General features: G+C 61.7%; 17 protein-coding genes. 7 read left to right on the top strand and 10 right to left on the bottom strand.

The window, feature by feature from the left end:
- Positions 1-23: 23 nt before the first annotated feature.
- Complete coding sequence (rimK, locus tag PVV54_RS25000) at positions 24-929, bottom strand: 30S ribosomal protein S6--L-glutamate ligase (RefSeq protein ID WP_015268602.1); 906 nt, start codon at positions 927-929, stop codon at positions 24-26.
- Positions 926-1408, bottom strand: coding sequence for a retropepsin-like aspartic endopeptidase RimB (gene rimB, locus PVV54_RS24995; protein WP_274907753.1), 483 nt, complete (start codon positions 1406-1408; stop codon positions 926-928). Before rimB ends, rimK begins: the two co-directional genes overlap by 4 nt.
- Before the next feature lie 109 nt (positions 1409-1517).
- Between rimB and PVV54_RS24990 the strand changes: the two genes are divergently transcribed.
- Positions 1518-1919, top strand: coding sequence for an RNA-binding S4 domain-containing protein (locus PVV54_RS24990; RefSeq protein ID WP_274907752.1), 402 nt, complete (start codon positions 1518-1520; stop codon positions 1917-1919).
- A gap of 27 nt (positions 1920-1946) precedes the next feature.
- On the opposite strand, the gene PVV54_RS24985 is transcribed toward PVV54_RS24990, so the two are convergent.
- Positions 1947-2741: a phosphatase PAP2 family protein gene (locus PVV54_RS24985; RefSeq protein WP_274907751.1), complete on the bottom strand. Its 795-nt coding sequence runs from the start codon at positions 2739-2741 to the stop codon at positions 1947-1949.
- A 108-nt stretch (positions 2742-2849) separates the two neighbouring features.
- Between PVV54_RS24985 and hslO the strand changes: the two genes are divergently transcribed.
- From hslO to PVV54_RS24970, 3 genes are all read left to right on the top strand, one after another.
- Positions 2850-3749 carry an Hsp33 family molecular chaperone HslO gene (gene hslO, locus PVV54_RS24980; protein WP_274907750.1) on the top strand — a complete coding sequence of 300 codons (900 nt, stop codon included), beginning with the start codon at positions 2850-2852 and terminating at the stop codon, positions 3747-3749.
- Positions 3750-3928: 179 nt separating this feature from the next.
- Positions 3929-5470 (top strand): phosphoenolpyruvate carboxykinase, encoded by a 1542-nt coding sequence (locus tag PVV54_RS24975; protein WP_274907749.1) that lies wholly within the window; start codon positions 3929-3931, stop codon positions 5468-5470.
- 196 nt (positions 5471-5666) lie between these two features.
- Complete coding sequence (locus tag PVV54_RS24970) at positions 5667-6107, top strand: acyl-CoA thioesterase (protein WP_274907748.1); 441 nt, start codon at positions 5667-5669, stop codon at positions 6105-6107.
- A gap of 54 nt (positions 6108-6161) precedes the next feature.
- Here PVV54_RS24970 and PVV54_RS24965 read toward each other — a convergent pair whose 3' ends face one another.
- The 3 genes from PVV54_RS24965 to fdhD all read right to left on the bottom strand — a co-directional run bounded on the left by PVV54_RS24965 (position 6162) and on the right by fdhD (position 10149).
- Positions 6162-6641, bottom strand: coding sequence for a glycine zipper domain-containing protein (locus PVV54_RS24965; RefSeq protein ID WP_274907747.1), 480 nt, complete (start codon positions 6639-6641; stop codon positions 6162-6164).
- 326 nt (positions 6642-6967) lie between these two features.
- Complete coding sequence (locus PVV54_RS24960) at positions 6968-9313, bottom strand: FdhF/YdeP family oxidoreductase (protein ID WP_274907746.1); 2346 nt, start codon at positions 9311-9313, stop codon at positions 6968-6970.
- Between the two features lie 5 nt (positions 9314-9318).
- The gene (gene fdhD, locus PVV54_RS24955; RefSeq protein ID WP_274907745.1) at positions 9319-10149 is read right to left on the bottom strand and encodes a formate dehydrogenase accessory sulfurtransferase FdhD; all 831 of its coding nucleotides are present in this window, start codon (positions 10147-10149) and stop codon (positions 9319-9321) included.
- Positions 10150-10323: 174 nt separating this feature from the next.
- Between fdhD and lysM the strand changes: the two genes are divergently transcribed.
- On the top strand, positions 10324-10764 hold the full coding sequence (gene lysM, locus PVV54_RS24950) for a peptidoglycan-binding protein LysM (RefSeq protein ID WP_274907744.1): 441 nt from the start codon (positions 10324-10326) through the stop codon (positions 10762-10764).
- A 65-nt stretch (positions 10765-10829) separates the two neighbouring features.
- Here the strand turns inward: lysM and yrfG are convergent, their stop codons facing one another.
- Positions 10830-11492, bottom strand: coding sequence for a GMP/IMP nucleotidase (gene yrfG / locus PVV54_RS24945; RefSeq protein WP_274907743.1), 663 nt, complete (start codon positions 11490-11492; stop codon positions 10830-10832).
- A 64-nt stretch (positions 11493-11556) separates the two neighbouring features.
- On the opposite strand from yrfG, the gene nudE reads away from it, so the two are divergent.
- Both nudE and cysQ read left to right on the top strand, forming a co-directional pair.
- Positions 11557-12123, top strand: coding sequence for an ADP compounds hydrolase NudE (gene nudE, locus PVV54_RS24940; RefSeq protein WP_274907742.1), 567 nt, complete (start codon positions 11557-11559; stop codon positions 12121-12123).
- Entirely contained in the window at positions 12120-12947 is an 828-nt protein-coding gene (gene cysQ / locus PVV54_RS24935; RefSeq protein ID WP_274907741.1) for a 3'(2'),5'-bisphosphate nucleotidase CysQ, read from the top strand. The genes nudE and cysQ overlap by 4 nt, the downstream gene beginning before the upstream one ends.
- Before the next feature lie 100 nt (positions 12948-13047).
- Here the strand turns inward: cysQ and PVV54_RS24930 are convergent, their stop codons facing one another.
- From PVV54_RS24930 to PVV54_RS24920, 3 genes are read right to left on the bottom strand one after another with little or no spacing between them, the layout of a single operon-like run.
- On the bottom strand, positions 13048-13503 hold the full coding sequence (locus PVV54_RS24930) for a thioesterase domain-containing protein (protein ID WP_274907740.1): 456 nt from the start codon (positions 13501-13503) through the stop codon (positions 13048-13050).
- On the bottom strand, positions 13500-14909 hold the full coding sequence (locus PVV54_RS24925) for a sigma-54-dependent transcriptional regulator (protein ID WP_274907739.1): 1410 nt from the start codon (positions 14907-14909) through the stop codon (positions 13500-13502). The genes PVV54_RS24930 and PVV54_RS24925 overlap by 4 nt, the downstream gene beginning before the upstream one ends.
- Entirely contained in the window at positions 14906-16720 is a 1815-nt protein-coding gene (locus PVV54_RS24920) for a sensor histidine kinase (protein ID WP_274907738.1), read from the bottom strand. Before PVV54_RS24920 ends, PVV54_RS24925 begins: the two co-directional genes overlap by 4 nt.
- Positions 16721-16764 lie beyond the last annotated feature (44 nt).

Here is a 16764-nt window from a genome sequence, read left to right as displayed (position 1 = left end):
GCGGTGAGGCCGGCCAGCGACCATTACCCTTTGCCTTTGGTCCGCGTCTGATTCGGCCCGCCGTTCTTCTCCAGATGCTCGATGATCATCCCGGCAACGTTCTTGCCGGTGGTCACCTCGATACCCTCCAGCCCCGGCGATGAGTTCACCTCCATCACCAATGGCCCATGGTTTGAACGCAAAATATCCACACCCGCCACGCTCAGGCCCATCACTTTGGCCGCTCGAATGGCCGTCATGCGCTCTTCGGGCGTGATCTTGATCAGGCTGGCCACTCCGCCACGGTGCAGGTTTGAACGGAATTCGCCCGGTTTGGCCTGGCGCTTCATCGAGGCAATCACCTTGTCGCCTACCACGAAGCAGCGGATATCCGCGCCACCCGCCTCCTTGATGTACTCCTGAACCATGATGTTCTGCTTCAGGCCCATGAACGCCTCGATCACCGATTCGGCGGCCTTGGTGGTTTCGCACAGCACCACACCAATGCCCTGGGTGCCTTCGAGCACCTTGATGACCAGCGGTGCGCCGTTGACCATCTGGATCAGGTCGGGAATATCATCCGGCGAGTGGGCGAAACCGGTAATCGGCAGGCCGATGCCACGCCGGGACAGCAACTGTAACGAGCGCAGTTTGTCGCGTGAGCGGGCAATGGCCACGGATTCGTTGAGCGGGTAAACGCCCATCATCTCGAACTGGCGTAATACGGCGCAGCCATAAAACGTCACCGATGCACCGATACGCGGGATTACCGCATCGAAGCCTTCCAGCGGTTTGCCACGGTAATGGATCTGCGGCTTGTGGCTGGCAATGTTCATGTACGCCCGCAGGGTATCGATCACCACCATTTCGTGGCCGCGCTGGGTCCCGGCTTCGACCAGGCGGCGGGTGGAATACAGACGCGGATTGCGCGACAGCACAGCGATCTTCATGCAGCACCTGTGACAGGAGAAAGGGTAGCCGGGTAGGCCGGTTTGTCTTGAACGTACTTGAGGCCAGGGTTGACCACCAACTGGCCCTGAATGAGTGCCTTGGAGCCGAGCAGCAGCCGGTAGCGCATGTTCTTGCGGCAGGCCAGGGTGAACTCGACCTCCCACACGCCATCGCCCAAGGCCAGTGAGGTGCGGATGACATAACGGGTTTGGGCGTGGCCGTTGGAGCTCTTGATGGTTTTCATGGTCACCAGCGGCGCTTCGCAGCGGCGATGGCGTAACTGTACGACCGACCCCAGGTGAGCCGTGAAACGCACCCAGGGCTGGCCGTCGCGCTCGAACGGTTCCACCTCGGTGGCATGCAGGCTGGACGTGCTGGCGCCGGTGTCGATTTTGGCCCGCAGGCCTGCCACACCGAGGTCCGGCAGCGCGACCCATTCACGCAGGCCGATCACAGTCAGATGGTCAAATGTCTTCACTAAGCGCACCCTACGAATGAGGTGGTGAACTGTAAGCATGACGGGGACTTTTTGCATCCGTCAGTTACGGTAGTACAGTTCGATGAAAGACAGAGTTCGAGGTAACGGGATGGCACAAAAATCAGAAGAGGACGACAAAGTTCGCCTGGACAAATGGCTGTGGGCTGCGCGTTTTTACAAGACGCGGGCGCTGGCCAAGGCAGCTATCGAGAGTGGCAAGGTGCATTGCCGTGGTGAACGCTGCAAGCCCGGCAAGGAGCCGCGGGTGGGTGACGAGTTTGTACTGCGCACGGGTTTTGATGAACGTACGGTCGTGGTCAAGGCGCTGTCAGTGGTGCGCCGGGGCGCTCCCGAGGCGCAGCTACTGTATGCGGAAACCGAAGACAGCTTGCGGCGCCGGGAGCAGGCGGCAGAGTTGCGCAAGGCAGGGGCGATGGGGGTGACCACCGATGGGCGACCGAACAAGAAGCAGCGGCGGCAGATTCACCAGTTGCATGGGAGCTTTGAATGATTGGGGCTGCAACGCAGCCCCAGACGACTAACGGATTATCGTCATGTGCCTGATCAACGGCACCTTCCTCGCAATCGCGAACAGCGGCGCTGTCCACCGCAGTAACAGCGCACTGCCCTTGGCAACCAGCGGGGTATGGCAACTCCACCCCAGCGCCAACACCGCCATCAGCAACCCGCCGATGTAGTCGTCTTGCCCCCAATGCGCGCCCGCTACCAGCCGCGGCATCATGAACAGAAACGCCAAGCCCCAGATAACGAGACGCTGCACCAGCCCCCGGCTGAACAGGTTCATGAACAACGCCCAGATCAGCAACACCGAAGCGTGATCCCCCGGGAAACTGTTGCTGGACCGGTCTTTCAGCTCCCAGGCTTTTTCCAGGTGTGGGTAGTAATCGCTAAGGTGCACTACGTTGTCGAACACCATCGACGGGCTGTCGTGCTGCCAACCCATTGCATCGACCCACTTGGAAAACAGCGCTCGAATCACCACTAATAGGATCAGCGTGACCAAAAAGCCGAAAAAAGCCTGGCGAACCTGGCTTGCCTTGAACACGAAATCGCCGCGAATGAGCACGGCCAGCAGGATCAGGCCCACCACGATGTCAAATGGGCGCAGGCTGCCGACGGTCCAGATGTAACGCCAGGTGGTGTTGTAAGCCAACGGTGCATTCAGGCTGTGAAACAGCCATTCGTCGAAAGTCAGGCACAGGATCTGGCCAAAAGGCCATAACCAGAAACACAGTAAGGCAACGGGCAGCAGCGTGCAGGCTGCCAATGGGCCCCAGGACCACCTTGCTTGGAACAGTGGTCGATTGTCCATAAAATACCTCGATCTACAGCAATGAATGGGCGCCTCGCGGGCGCTCTGCGACGGGGCTTTCAAACCCCGGTAATTATTTTGTCATCATTTTCAGATAGCCAGACAACCATGAGCGACTTGCCAGATACAGATTTCACCCAACGTTTCATCTTCGACGAGCGCGATGTGCGCGGCGAGTGGGTGTCTCTCGACGACAGCTACGCCGAGGTGCTGGCCCGTCATCCCTACCCGCAGCCGATCGCCACACTGCTCGGTGAGCTGATGGCCGCAACCTCCTTGCTGGTAGGCGCGCTGAAGTTCGATGGCCTGCTGATTCTGCAGGCGCGTTCCGAGGGGCCGATCCCGCTGCTGATGGTGGAGTGTTCGGGCGACCGTGAAATCCGCGGCATGGCCCGCTACGAAGCAGACCAGATCCCGGCCGACGCCTCCCTTGAGCAATTGATGCCGGGCGGCCACCTGACCCTTACCATTGACCCGGTCAAGGGCCAGCGCTATCAGGGTACCGTTGACCTCAACGGTGCCAACCTGTCGGAATGTTTCACCAACTACTTCGTGCAGTCGCAGCAGCTCAACACCCGTTTCTGGCTCAATGCCCAGGGCGGCAAGGCCCGTGGTTTGCTGTTGCAACAGTTGCCGCGTGACCGTCAGCCCGACGATGAAGAGCGTGAAGAAAGCTGGCAGCACGTAGTCGCCCTGGCCAGCACGCTGAAAACCGAAGAGTGGGCTGAAGGCAACGAAACCCTGCTGCACCGCCTCTACCATGAAGACGCTGTGCGCCTGTTCGATATCCAGCCACTGCGCTTCAAATGCAGCTGCTCGCGCGAACGTTCCGGCAATGCGCTGGTCAGTTTGGGCGAGCACGATGCCAAGCAGCTGGTAGACGAATGCGGCGGCAAGGTAGAGATCGATTGCCAGTTCTGCAATGAGCGGTATTTCTTTGATGCCAGCGATGTTGCACAACTGTTTGCCGGTGGTGGCACTGACGCGGCCTCAGAAACTCGCCACTGAAACGTTTAATTTCAGGGGAATCTCCTGTCGAATTGCGCAAAAGCGCGGTTACGACAGGAGGGGCCTACTTTTTTTGGGCGTTTCTGGCATAATCCGGCCACTTTTTTCGCTGTAGTAGTTTTTCCAAGACAACTACAAAACGTTTGGAGCACTCGGCCTCGGGCCGGATGGGGTATCTCATGACGCAAGCCAACAACACCGTGTACACCGACCTGAGCGTCGATAAGCTGGTTGAAGAAGCGCTGCAACGCGGTGAAGGCGTGCTGGCCGATACTGGCGCACTGGTAGTCGAGACTGGCCACCGTACTGGCCGTTCGCCGGCTGACCGTTTCATCGTCGAAGAACCTTCCACCCAGGACGCCATCGCCTGGGGCCCGATCAACCGCAAGTTCCCGGCCGACAAGTTCGATGCCCTGTGGGCTCGCGTCGAGGCGTTCAACAACGCCCAGGATCACTTCGTTTCCTACGTTCACGTAGGCGCTGCCGCCGAGCACTACCTGCCGGTCAAGATGACTACCCAGACCGCCTGGCAGAACCTGTTTGGCCGTTGCCTGTTCATCAACCCCGAGCAGTTCAACCCGGCTGGCCGCGACCAGTGGCAGATCCTGAACGTTGCCAACTTCGTGTGCGAGCCTGAGCGTGACGGCACCAACTCCGACGGTTGCGTGATCATCAACTTCGCCCAGAAGAAAGTGCTGATCGCTGGCATGCGTTACGCCGGTGAAATGAAGAAGGCCATGTTCTCGGTGCAGAACTTCCTGCTGCCGGCCGCCGACGTGCTGCCGATGCACTGCGCTGCCAACATCGGCGAAGAGGGTGACGTAACCCTGTTCTTCGGCCTGTCCGGCACCGGCAAGACCACCCTGTCGGCCGACGAAAGCCGTTACCTGATCGGTGACGACGAGCACGGTTGGGGCGAAGGCGTTGTCTTCAACATGGAAGGCGGCTGCTACGCCAAGTGCATCGACTTGTCCGAGAAGAACGAGCCGGTCATCTGGAAAGCCATCAAGCACGGCGCCGTGCTGGAAAACGTCGTTCTCGACGCCAACAAGCACGCCGACTACGCCGATGTCAGCCTGACCCAGAACAGCCGCGCAGCCTACCCGCTGGAGCACGTTGCCAAGCGTTCCGAAGCGAACCTGGGCGGCGAGCCTAACGCTGTGATCTTCCTGACTTGCGACCTGACTGGCGTTCTGCCTCCGGTTTCGATCCTGAACAACGAGCAGGCGGCTTACCACTTCCTGTCCGGCTACACCGCGCTGGTCGGCTCCACCGAAATGGGTTCGGGCGGCGGCATCAAGTCCACCTTCTCCACCTGCTTCGGCGCACCGTTCTTCCCGCGTCCGGCTGGCGAGTACGCCGAGCTGCTGATCAAGCGCATCAACGCTTTCGGCTCCAAGGTTTACCTGGTCAACACCGGCTGGACTGGCGGTGGCTACGGCGTTGGCAAGCGCTTCAGCATCCCGACCACCCGTGGCGTGATCTCTGCCATCCAGAGCGGCGCGCTGATCGGTGCCGAAACCGAGCACCTGGACATCATCAACCTGGACGTGCCAAAGGCCGTGCCGGGCGTCGAAACCGAGCTGCTCAACCCGCGCAACACCTGGGCTGACCAAGCTGCCTACGACGAAGCTGCCAAAGGCCTGGCCAAGCTGTTCACCGAGAACTTCAAAAAGTTCGACGTGTCCGACGCCATCAAGGCTGCTGGCCCACAGCTGTAAGCTGAGCCGGTCGTAACGAGAAAGCCGCCTGAGAGGGCGGCTTTTTTGTACCTGATGGTTTTGAGTTGTGCCCATCGCGGAGACATCACGCGATCCTGTAGGAGCGGTTTCATCCGCGATGAGGCAGGTTCAGGCAGTACAAAACCGGAAATTCTGTTTCACTGGTAGCATCCCTTGCGAAAAACGAGTCAGTCCGATGAATGAACCTCTCAACCGCACTGCCTTCTCCCACTTCCACCCCGTTCTCACCCGCCCTCAGGACAACGACAACAACGGCCACATCGCCGGTGCCACGGTGCACGGCTTTTTCGAAACCGCTATCCAGGCCTTTCTGGTAGAACAAGCTGAACTTGACCTGCGTGATGGCGAGCTGGCGGCGTTCGTGGTCAGTTCGTCAGCGGATTTCTTCGCACTGCCAGGCTTCCCGGATGTGCTCGAAGTGGGCCTGGGAGTAACGCGACTGGCGGGCAGCACAGTGGAATACCGCGTGGCGTTGTATCGCCCAGGGGAGACGGATGCCTGTGCCGCAGGCGTGGTGGTGCAGGTGTTTGTAGAGCGTGAGAGTGGCCGGCCGGTGCCCCTGCCGGAGCCGTTGCAGGTGATCCTGTCGGGCCTGCAACTCGATCCGCAGGCATGAAAAAGCCCCGCCGGTAGGGCGGGGCTCTTTTTACCCGGGCTGAACCCTTGAGTACTAGTCGCGCCAGTGGCGCTTGTGCTTGCGGTGGCCGTAGTGGTGGCCACGGTCGTAGTGGCGACGGTCGTCGTAGCCGCGACGGTAGCGGCGATCGTCATGGCGCTCGTCGTCGTCGGCTTTGTTGCCCAGGTAGTTACCGAGCGCGCCACCGGCGCCGCCGCCTGCGGCTGCACCAATGTAGCTGCCGGTGGTACCGCCTACCGAGCGGCCAACCACGTTACCGCCCGCTGCGCCCAGTGCACCGCCGATGGCGGCCTCACCACGCTGGCGCTTGTCGGCACCCAGGGCACCGCCGGCTGCGCCGCCCAGGCCGGCACCAATGGCGCCGCCGGTGCTACCGCCGATGGAGTTGCCCACTACGGAGCCGAGTACCCCACCCAATGCGCCGCCAATGCCGGCCTCGGTATTGCCACCGGCCATGGCAACGCCGCTGAGCAAGCTGAAAGACAACAACAGAATCGAGGAGTACTTCTTCATCAAGAGAGCCTCATAGGGATGACGAGGGCGAATTTGAGGCTCTGCGAGGCGGCTGGCAACGAAAATCCGACGAGTAACACGAGTTGTACACAATTCTCTAAGTTGCTGTATTTGCTGTGAAACTTTATCGATTTTCGCTTGTCTGAGCCTTTTATGACAAAGCCCTGAACCTCGCGGAACAGGGCTTTTTTGTATGGGCCGGCTGCTACTTCTGTAGGAGCGGCTTCAGCCGCGAACACCGGCAAAGCCGGTGCCAGGCACCGCGTCGCTTGCTTCGCGGCTAAAGCCGCTCCTACAGGGTACGCATCGCGCTTGCGGCCGGATATTTATAGGATTCGCCCGTCGTCTTTGGCTCTCTCCAGCTTGATGGCGACGAACTTCGACGTTGGTGTATGGCTGCCGTGGCCAATGCTTTCCAACGGAATCAGCGGGTTTACTTCCGGATAGTAAGCCGCCGCCTGGCCAGCTGGGATGTCGAAGGCCAGCAGTGTGAAGCCGTGCACACGGCGCACATGTTCATCCCCCCACAACGAGACGATGTCGACCTTCTGCCCCGGCTGGAAGCCCAGGCGGATGATGTCGGCTTCGTTGGCGAACAGCACGTCACGTTGCCCGCGTACGCCACGATAGCGGTCGTCCAGGCCATAAATGGTGGTGTTGTACTGATCGTGCGAGCGCATCGATTGCATGATCAGGTCCGGCAACTGGCCGCTGGCGCGTACGCGTTCGTCGAGCAGCGTGTCCGGCAGCAGGTTTGCCTTGAAGTTGGCCTTGCCTGTAGCAGTCTTCCATTGGCGGCTGCCTGCACTGTTGCCCAGGTAGAAACCACCCGGGCTGCGCAGGCGTTCGTTAAAGTCGCTGAAGCCGGCGATGGTGTCGGCAATCAAGTCACGAATGCGGCCATAGTCGGCCACCAGCCAGTGCCAGTCGACCGGGCGTTTGCCCAGCGTAGCGGCAGCAATCCCGGCAACCACGGCAGGTTCGGAGCGCATCTGGGTCGATAACGGTTTGAGCTGGCCGTTGGAGGCGTGGACCATGCTGAACGAGTCCTCCACGGTCACAGCCTGCGGCCCGTCGCTCTGCAGGTCGATATCCGTGCGGCCCAGGCAAGGCAAGATCAGCGCCTGCTTGCCATGAATCAGGTGGCTGCGGTTGAGCTTGGTGCTGATCTGCACGGTCAGCTCGCAGTTACGCAACGCTTGGGCGGTGCGCTCGGTGTCCGGCGTGGCCTGCGCGAAATTGCCGCCCAGGCCGATGAAGACTTTGGCCCGACCATCAAGCATGGCGTGAATCGCCTCGACCGTGTTGTGGCCGTTGTGGCGTGGTACCGGGAAGTTGAAGCGTTTTTCGATGGCATCGAGCAGGGCAACGGGCGGGCGCTCGTTGATGCCCATGGTGCGGTCACCTTGCACGTTGCTATGCCCGCGTACCGGGCACAGGCCGGCGCCTGGCACGCCAACGTTGCCGCGCAGCATCTGCAGGTTGACGATTTCCTGGATGGTCGGCACCGAGTGGCGATGCTGGGTGATACCCATCGCCCAGCACATGATCACCCGCTTGCCACGGCAGTACATGCGCGCGGCCAGCTCAATGTCGGCAAGGTCGAGGCCGGATTGGGCCACGATGTGCTCCCAAGGCGTTGCATCCACTGCGGCCAGGTACTCGTCTACGCCATGGCCGTGCTCGGCAATGAACACGTGGTCGAAAACCGCCGGGTCGCCATTGGCCTGAGCTTCCCGCTCCCATTGCAGCACGAACTTGGCCATGCCGCGCAGCATGGCCATGTCGCCACCCAAAGCAGGGCGGAAGAAAGCGGTGTTGGTAGGGCGGTCACTGTTGGTGAGCATTTCCAGCGGGTTTTGCGGGTGCTGGAAGCGTTCCAGGCCACGCTCCTTGAGCGGGTTGATGCACACCACCTGAGCGCCTCGTTTCACTGCATCGCGCAGCGGGTCGAGCATGCGCGGGTGGTTGGTGCCCGGGTTCTGGCCCCATACGAAGATCGCGTCGGCGTGCTCGAAGTCGTCGAAGGTGACGGTGCCCTTGCCAACGCCGACGCTTTGGCCAAGCGCCACCCCGCTGGCCTCGTGGCACATGTTCGAGCAATCGGGGAAGTTGTTGGTGCCGTAGGCCCGCACGAACAGTTGGTACAGGTACGCCGCCTCGTTGCTGGCGCGCCCCGAGGTGTAAAACTCGGCCTGGTCTGGCGTGGCCAGTTTATTCAGCTCGCTGGCGATGAGTGCAAACGCGGCATCCCAGGCAATGGGCTGGTAGCGGTCGCTGGCGGCGTCGTAAACCATCGGTTCAGTCAGGCGGCCCTGGTATTCAAGCCAGTAGTCGCTCTGCTGCAGCAGCGCACTGACGCTGTAACGGGCAAAGAACGAAGCATCCACGCGGCGCTTGGTGGCCTCCCAGTTCACTGCTTTGGCGCCGTTCTCGCAGAACTTGACCATACCGCTTTCCGGCGAGTCGCCCCAGGCGCAGCCGGGGCAGTCGAAGCCGCCGTTCTGGTTGGTCTTGAGCAAAGCGCGAATGTTCTTCAGCGCGTTGTCGCTGCCAACCCAGGCTTTGGCCACGCTGCGCAGCGCCCCCCAGCCACCAGCGGGGCCGTGGTAGGGCTTGTAGCGAGGCGTGGAGGCTGGGGCGTTGTCCGGGAGGTTCTGGTACGAGGTCACGGCTGTTACGACTCCGCCGCTGGGCTGTAGACCCGCGGTGCACTGTGTTTGGGGAGATGAATGAGGTTGAGGTTGTGCTTGCGTGCCCATTGCAGGGCGAGGCCGGTGGGGGCCGACAGGCTGACCAGGGTCTGGATGCCCGCGCGCAGCACTTTCTGGATCAGTTCAAGGCTGCAACGGCTGGTCACGATGGCCAGCCCGCCTTCGGTACTGATGCCTTGGCGCAGCAGGGCGCCGATTAGTTTGTCCAGGGCGTTGTGGCGGCCGATATCTTCGCGGCCCAGCAGTAAATCGCCTTTGTTGTTCATGAACAGGGCCGCATGCACCGCACCGCAGTGCTGGCCTAGCGGCTGAAAAGCATCGATGCGTTCACGCAGGCCGGCGAGCCAGTGGGCAGGCGGCAATGGTGCCCCGGGCAGTTCGGCCAGTTCAGGCAATGCCTGTTCCAGCGCCTCCACACCGCACAGGCCGCAGCCGCTGGTGCCGGCCAGCTGGCGCCTCTGGTTTTTCAGGTTCCAGAAGGCGCGGCTGGAAATTTCCAGGTCGGCGTACATCGCCGAACCGCTACCGGAAAGCTTGAGGTCATAGATTTCGTCGGTGCCTTCCACGATGCCACTGCCAACGCTGAAACCGACCGCAAAATCTTCAAGGTCGGTGGGGCTCACCAGCATCACCGCCTGGTTCAGGCCGTTGTAGGCGATGGCCAGCGCGACCTCTTCGGCCAGCGGCGTGCAGGCACGTTCGCCGTCGCCAAGCTGGGCGTAGTCGTAGGTGTTACTGGCGGCGGGCATGGCCAGGGGTGAGGAGGCCGCGCAGACCGGCGGCTTGCTGTTCATCGGTGTGGGCTACCGGCGGCTTTTTGATAGCACCAGCCTAGGCCGGTGCGCCGCCCGCGTCTAATCGCTAGGGTCTATGCCTTGATAGACCGCGTCGATTGGTCGCAGAGGGGCGGGCAAGGTAAAGCTGGCCTAGACTTTCCGCTCCGAGGTTTCGTCAACAAGGAGAGCGTCATGAGCCTGTTCAGTTTCGTGAAGGAAGCCGGCGAGAAGTTGATCGACCTGCTGACTCCGGGCAATGCCAATGCCGAGGAGCAGCTGAAGCAGCACGTTAGCAAGGTTGGCTTGGGTAACCCGAACATCACCGCCACTGTAGAGGGTGACAAGATCATCCTCAAGGGCGAGGTGGCCAGCCAGGAGGAAAAGGAGAAGATCATTCTGGCGGCGGGCAATATCAATGGTGTGGCCAGTGTCGATGATCAGATCACAGTGACCGGGCCGGTGGCGCAGGCTGCGCGGTTCGTTACCGTGGAGAAGGGCGACACGCTCAGTGCAATTTCGAAGAAGGTGTACGGCGACCCCAACAAGTACAACAAGATTTTTGAGGCCAACAAACCAATGCTTTCGCACCCGGACAAGATTTATCCGGGGCAGGTTTTACGGATTCCGGACTGATAGGGCTTTATTGGCTGGGCTGGCCTCTTCGCGGATGAATCCGCTCCTACAGGAGCTGATTTCCCTCACAGTCCAGCCAACAACGCCCGGTAATCCTCGACCGCAGCAAATTCTTGGGTATCGCGTGGTTGTGCCTGGCTATCCGGCTGGCGTACTGCCAGCAAATGCCCTACGCCAAAATGGCGGGCACTGCGCAGAATCGCCAGCGTGTCATCGATGAACAGGCTGCGTTCAGGCTCAAAGCCGATATCCGCTTGCAACGCGTCCCAGAACTGCGGGCTTTCCTTCGGGTACCCGTAATCATGGGAGGTAATCAAGCGCTCGAAATAGGGCGCCAGTTCCACCCGCTCCAGCTTCAGCGACAGCGAATCCCGATGCGCATTGGTGATCATCACCACACGTTTGCCTGCCTGGCGTATGGCGGCAAGGAAGGTATCGGCGTCGGGCCGCAACGCAATCAGGTGGGCAATTTCGCGTTTGAGTTCGCGAATCGGCAGTTTCAGCTCGCGGCTCCAGAAGTCCAGGCAGTACCAATTCAGTGTGCCGGCATGCTGCTCGAACAGCGGCTGCAGCTCCAACTCTGCCATGGCCCGGCTCACCCCGTGCAGTTCGGCGTAGCGTTGGGGCAGGTGCTCCAGCCAGAAGCGGTTGTCGTAATGCAGGTCGAGCAGGGTGCCGTCCATGTCCAGCAGGACGGTATCGATTTCGGACCAGGGAAGAACAGGCATGGGAAATTCTCGTTCAGTCGGCAAGCCACGGTATAGTAACCCGTTCACGCCAAGGAGCCGCCCCATGCGCCAGAAACCCACCGTACTCAGCCGCGAGATCGTCGCCAGCAGCCGCCTGTTCCGGGTGGAGGCTGTGCAGTTGCGCTTCAGCAATGGCAACGAGCGTACCTATGAGCGATTGGTGGGCCGGGGGAATGGGTATGGTGCGGTAATGATCGTGGCCATGCTCGACGCGGAGCACGCGGTGCTTGTCGAGGAATACTGCGGCGGCACCGATGAATATGAGCTTTCGCTGCCCAAAGGCCTGATCGAGCCGGGCGAAGACGTGCTGGCGGCAGCTGATCGGGAACTCAAGGAGGAAGCCGGTTTTGGCGCACGCCAACTGGAGCACCTGACCGAGCTTTCGCTGTCGCCGGGCTACATGAGCCAGAAAATTCAGGTGGTACTGGCAACTGATCTGTACGAGGAGCGCCTTGAAGGCGACGAGCCTGAGCCGATGCGGGTCGACAAGGTCAACCTGCGCGAGCTTTCCGCCTTGGCCATGCATCCTCAGTTCACCGAAGGTCGAGCGCTGGCGGCGTTGTACCTGGCGCGTGACCTGCTGGCTCAACGGGGGCTGCTGGACGTATGAACGACCTGCAATTGATGCATGAAGTGGTCAAACTTGCCCAATTGGCCGGTGAGGCGATCTTGCCGTTCTGGCGCGCTGATGTAGCGGTCACCAACAAGGCGGACGACTCGCCAGTGACGGCTGCAGACCTTGCTGCGCACCGGGTGATCGCAGACGGCTTGCAGGCGCTGGCGCCTCAAATCCCGGTCCTTTCCGAGGAAGATTGCAATATACCGCTGGCCGAGCGACAAGGCTGGCAGCGCTGGTGGCTGGTCGACCCGCTGGATGGCACCAAGGAGTTTATTGCCGGTAGCGAGGAGTTCACCGTCAATATCGCGCTGATCGAGAATGGCGAAGTGGTGTTTGGCGTGGTTTCGATGCCGACCAATGGGCGTTGCTACTTTGGTGGGCAAAAACTGGGCGCTTGGCGCGCAGAAGCGGGCGCCGATGCAGTGGCGATTACTGTGCGCAATGCTCCGCCTGCGGGCACCCCATTCACGGTGGTGGCCAGCCGTCGCCACAGCAGCCCGCAGCAGGAAGCGCTGCTGGCGTGCCTAGGGGCTGCTGTAGGTGAAATGGAACTGGCCAATATCGGCAGTTCGTTGAAGTTTTGCCTGCTGGCTGAAGGCAATGCGGACTGTTACCCGCGCTTGGCGCCGACGTCCCAGTGGGACACGGCGGCAGCGCAAGGGGTGGTGGAAGGTGCTGGAGGCGAGGTGATCGGCCTGGATGGCTTGCCGTTCAGTTACCCGGCACGGGAGACGCTGCTCAACCCGTTTTTCCTGGCCTTGCCCCGCGACGTCCGTTGGCGACAAGCGCTCATCCAGTCAGCCGGGGCCCTGTAGGAGCGGATTTATCCGCGAAGCAGCCGACGCAGTGGATGGCACCGGCTGCGCCGGTGTTCGCGGCTCAAGCCGCTCCTACAGGGTGTGCGCAGACTAGCCGTTAGCGATGCAAGACGTACTGGCCACTGAACCGAACGGCAGGCTCCTCGCTACCTTCATTGCTCACCGTGGTTTCCAGCGTCAGCCGTGCCCGGCCGCGACGCTGGTACATCGCAAGGAAGCGCTCCCAAGTTTTTTCGTCCGGCGCAGCACATTGCGCCACCGCCGTACCCGTGACCGGTAACGGGTAACTGATCTGGCCTTCCTGAATGACGATGTGCCCGTCATCGATGCCCAGCTCACGTAACCGAAGGTGCAGCCAGCCCCACCCCGCAAGCACCGCGGCGCAGTAAAGGCTGCCGCCAAACATGGTGCTCTTGTGGTTGACGTTTGCGGCCAGTGGCAATTGCAGGCGCAGGTTATGGCCTTGCCAGTCGATGACTTCAAGGCCCATTTCGCGGGTCAGAGGAATGTCGGTGTGCAGCACTGACTGCAGGTATTGGCTATCACTGCTCATGGGCGGTTGTCCTCGTGCTCTTCAGCCCCATTACTGCCACCTTCGAAGTTCAGGCCATGCTTTCGCAATTTGTCATGCAGGGTTTTGCGAGGAATGCCAAGCGCTTCGGCCAGGCTGCGCATCGAACTGTGGGGCTGACCGAGTTCTGCTGCGATCAGTGAGCGTTCGAACTGTTCGACCTGCTCACTGAGATTGCCCAACAAAATGGGCGCTGAGGGGGCGGGTGCGCTAGGCACCTGGCCATCAAGGGCCAGCTCAAGCCCCAGCGCAAATCTTTCGGCGGCGTTTTGCAGCTCACGCACGTTACCCGGCCAGTCGTGACGCAGCAGCATCGCCCGCTGGGCGGGCTGCAGGCTGTGGGGCGGCAAGCCGTGGCGCTGGCTTGCAGCGTCGGCGAAGTGCTGGAACAGGACCAGAATGTCATCACCACGCTCGCGCAATGGCGGGATGCGCAACGGCGCTACGTTCAGCCGGTAATACAGGTCGGCCCGGAAGCGGCCTTGGTCGGCGGACTGGCGCAAGTCTTCCTTGGTGGCGGCGATGATGCGGATGTCCAAGGGGATCAGCTGGTTGCCCCCCAGCCGTTCCACCACACGCTCCTGCAACAGGCGCAGCAATTTCACCTGCACGTCCAGGCTCATGCTCTCGATTTCGTCGAGGAACAGGGTGCCGCCATTGGCGAACTCGAATTTGCCGATACGACGCTTTTGCGCCCCGGTGAACGCCCCTGGCTCATGGCCGAACAGTTCGCTTTCAACCACCGATTCGGCCAGCGCGCCGGCGTTGATGGCCACGAATGGGCCATCTCGCCGGCTCGACAAATCGTGCAGGGCGCGGGCAACGACTTCCTTGCCGGCACCGGTTTCGCCAAGGATCAGCACGTCGGCGCGTGTGCCGGCCAAGGCACCAATTTGCTCGCGCAAGCGCTGCATCGAGGGTGAATGGCCTACCAGGCGCGTGGCCAATTGCTGCCGGTCGCTCAGCGCCAGGCGCAGGCTGCGGTTGTCCAGCACCAGCCTGCGCAGGGCCAAGGCGCGGCGCACGCTGTCGAGCAATGCGTCGCTGGCAAAGGGTTTTTCGAGGAAATCATAGGCGCCCGCCCGCATGGCTTGCACGGCCAGTGGCACATCACCGTGGCCAGTGATCAGTAGCACCGGCAATTCGTTGTCACGGGCGTGCAGTTGTTCGAGCAATTGCAGGCCGTCGATACCGGGCATGCGGATATCACTGACCACCACCCCCGGCCAGTCGGGCTCGATACGGTCGGCCAAGCCTTGGGCATCGGCCATGGCGACCACCTTGAGGCCGGCCAGGTCCAGTGTTTGGCTCAGGGCCTGGCGCAGGTGTGGGTCGTCGTCGACCAGCAACACCTGGGCTTGGCTGTCGATGTGCATCTCGGTCGTCATGCCGAGGGGTCCTCCGAAGGTTGCAAGTTGGCGCCGGGTGCGGCCACGCGCAGTTGCAGGGTGAGCAGTGCGCCGCCTTCCGGGTGGTTGGCCAGCAGTAGTTCGCCGCCGAGCGCGCGCATCAGGCTTTCGCAGATGGCCAGGCCCAATCCCAAGCCCTGAGTGCGGGTCTTGGTGGTGAAGAAAGGCTCTTTGGCGTGTTCCAGCGCTTGGCGGCTGAAGCCCGGGCCGTTGTCGCGGATGTACAGGTAGACGCAGTCATCGCGTTTTTCGGCACTCAGCCAAAGCCTGCGCGGGTTGGCTTTTTCGGTGAGTGCGTCGAGTGCGTTGGCCAGCAAGTTACCCAGCACCTGGCGCAGGCGTGTTTCGCCCGCCTGCACCCACAGGGTGGCGTCCGGCAGGTCACGGATCAGCTCCACCGCCATGGCACGGCGGCGCTTGGCCAGCAGGGCCAGCGCGTCATCCAGCGCCGGTTGCAGGGCGACGCTCTCCGGGGCGTGGCGGTCGCGGCGGGCGAAGGCGCGCAGGTGGGCGATGATCGAGGCCATGCGCCCGGTCAGTTCGCCAATCAGCTTGAGGTTGCCGCGTGCGTCTTCTGTGCGTTGGTGATCGAGCAGGATTTCGGCGTTTTCCGCGTAGCTACGGATGGCTGCCAGCGGTTGATTGAGTTCATGGCTGATGCTTGCCGACATGGTGCCAAGCACAGACAGCTTGCCAGCCTGTACCAGCTCGTCCTGAGCGCGCACCAGTTCCTGCTGGGCGTTTTCTCGCTCCAGCACGGCACTCTTGAGCCGGGTATTGAGCCCTTCAAGGTCAGAGGTCCGTTCAACCACGCGCTTTTCCAACTCTTGGCGGCCGCGTGCCTCGAGGTCGATGCGGTCGATGTAATGCCGACGCCGCTGCATCACCAGGCCAGCCAGCAGCATGACCACAAGCAATGTGCCACCACCAATGGCCACGACCGTTTGCACCGAGCGGTCAACCAACAGGCGGGGGGCAAGAATGCTGACTTGCCAGCCGGTTTCCTTGATATCGCGGGTCTGGATCAGCCAGGCGTCCTGGTTCAGCACCAAGGGCTGTGGCGCCTGGGTGGGGTAGGGCTGGATGGCGATGATCGCCTGGCGTTCGGCCTCGGTCAGTTCGCGGGTTGCGCGAAAGCGCCAGTCGGGCCGGGAGGTCAGCACCACCACGCCGTTCTGGTCAGTCAGCAAAAGCTGTTCGGGCGTGCGGCCCCACAGCGTTTCGGTGTGATCGAGGTCGACTTTTACAACGAGCACACCAACGATGCGCTCGCGGTCTCGCACAGCTGCGGCGAAGAAGTAGCCGCGCTTGGCCGACGTGGTCCCTTGGCCGAAGAAGCGCCCGAGGTGGCCGTCCATCGCTTCGATGAAGTAAGGGCGGAAGGCGAAATTGCGGCCCACGAAGCTGTCGTGCTTGTCCCAATTGGAGGCGGCCAAGGTGTTGCCGCTGACGTCCATCAGGTACATAACCTCCGCCCCGGTCTGGTGGACGATGTCCTTCAGTAGCCGGTTGGCGTTGGTCACGGCCTCGAGCTTGAACGGGTCGGCCAGCACACCGCGCAACGCCGGCAGGTCGCCGAGGATTTGTGGCAGGGTTTCGTAGCGGTGCAGGGTGCCGAGCAGGTTGGCGACGTACAGGTCGAGTGTCTGGCGGTTTTGCGAGGCCAGTTCGTCCTGATAGTAGCGTTCGGCGAGGTGGTGCAGCGGCCACAACAGCGGGATAAGGCACAGGGCCAGCAGGGCCAGGCTGCGCCAGCGGGGGCGGCGAGGGGGCGTAGGTTTTGCAATCATGCGTGAATGCGCCAGTTGGGTCTGGCGCAATTATGCGCTACTTG

Source organism: Pseudomonas sp. PSKL.D1 (assembly GCF_028898945.1).
GTDB lineage: Bacteria > Pseudomonadota > Gammaproteobacteria > Pseudomonadales > Pseudomonadaceae > Aquipseudomonas.
The sequence above is the reverse complement of the archived record's forward strand: the minus strand, read 5'-3'. Positions and strand labels throughout refer to the sequence as shown.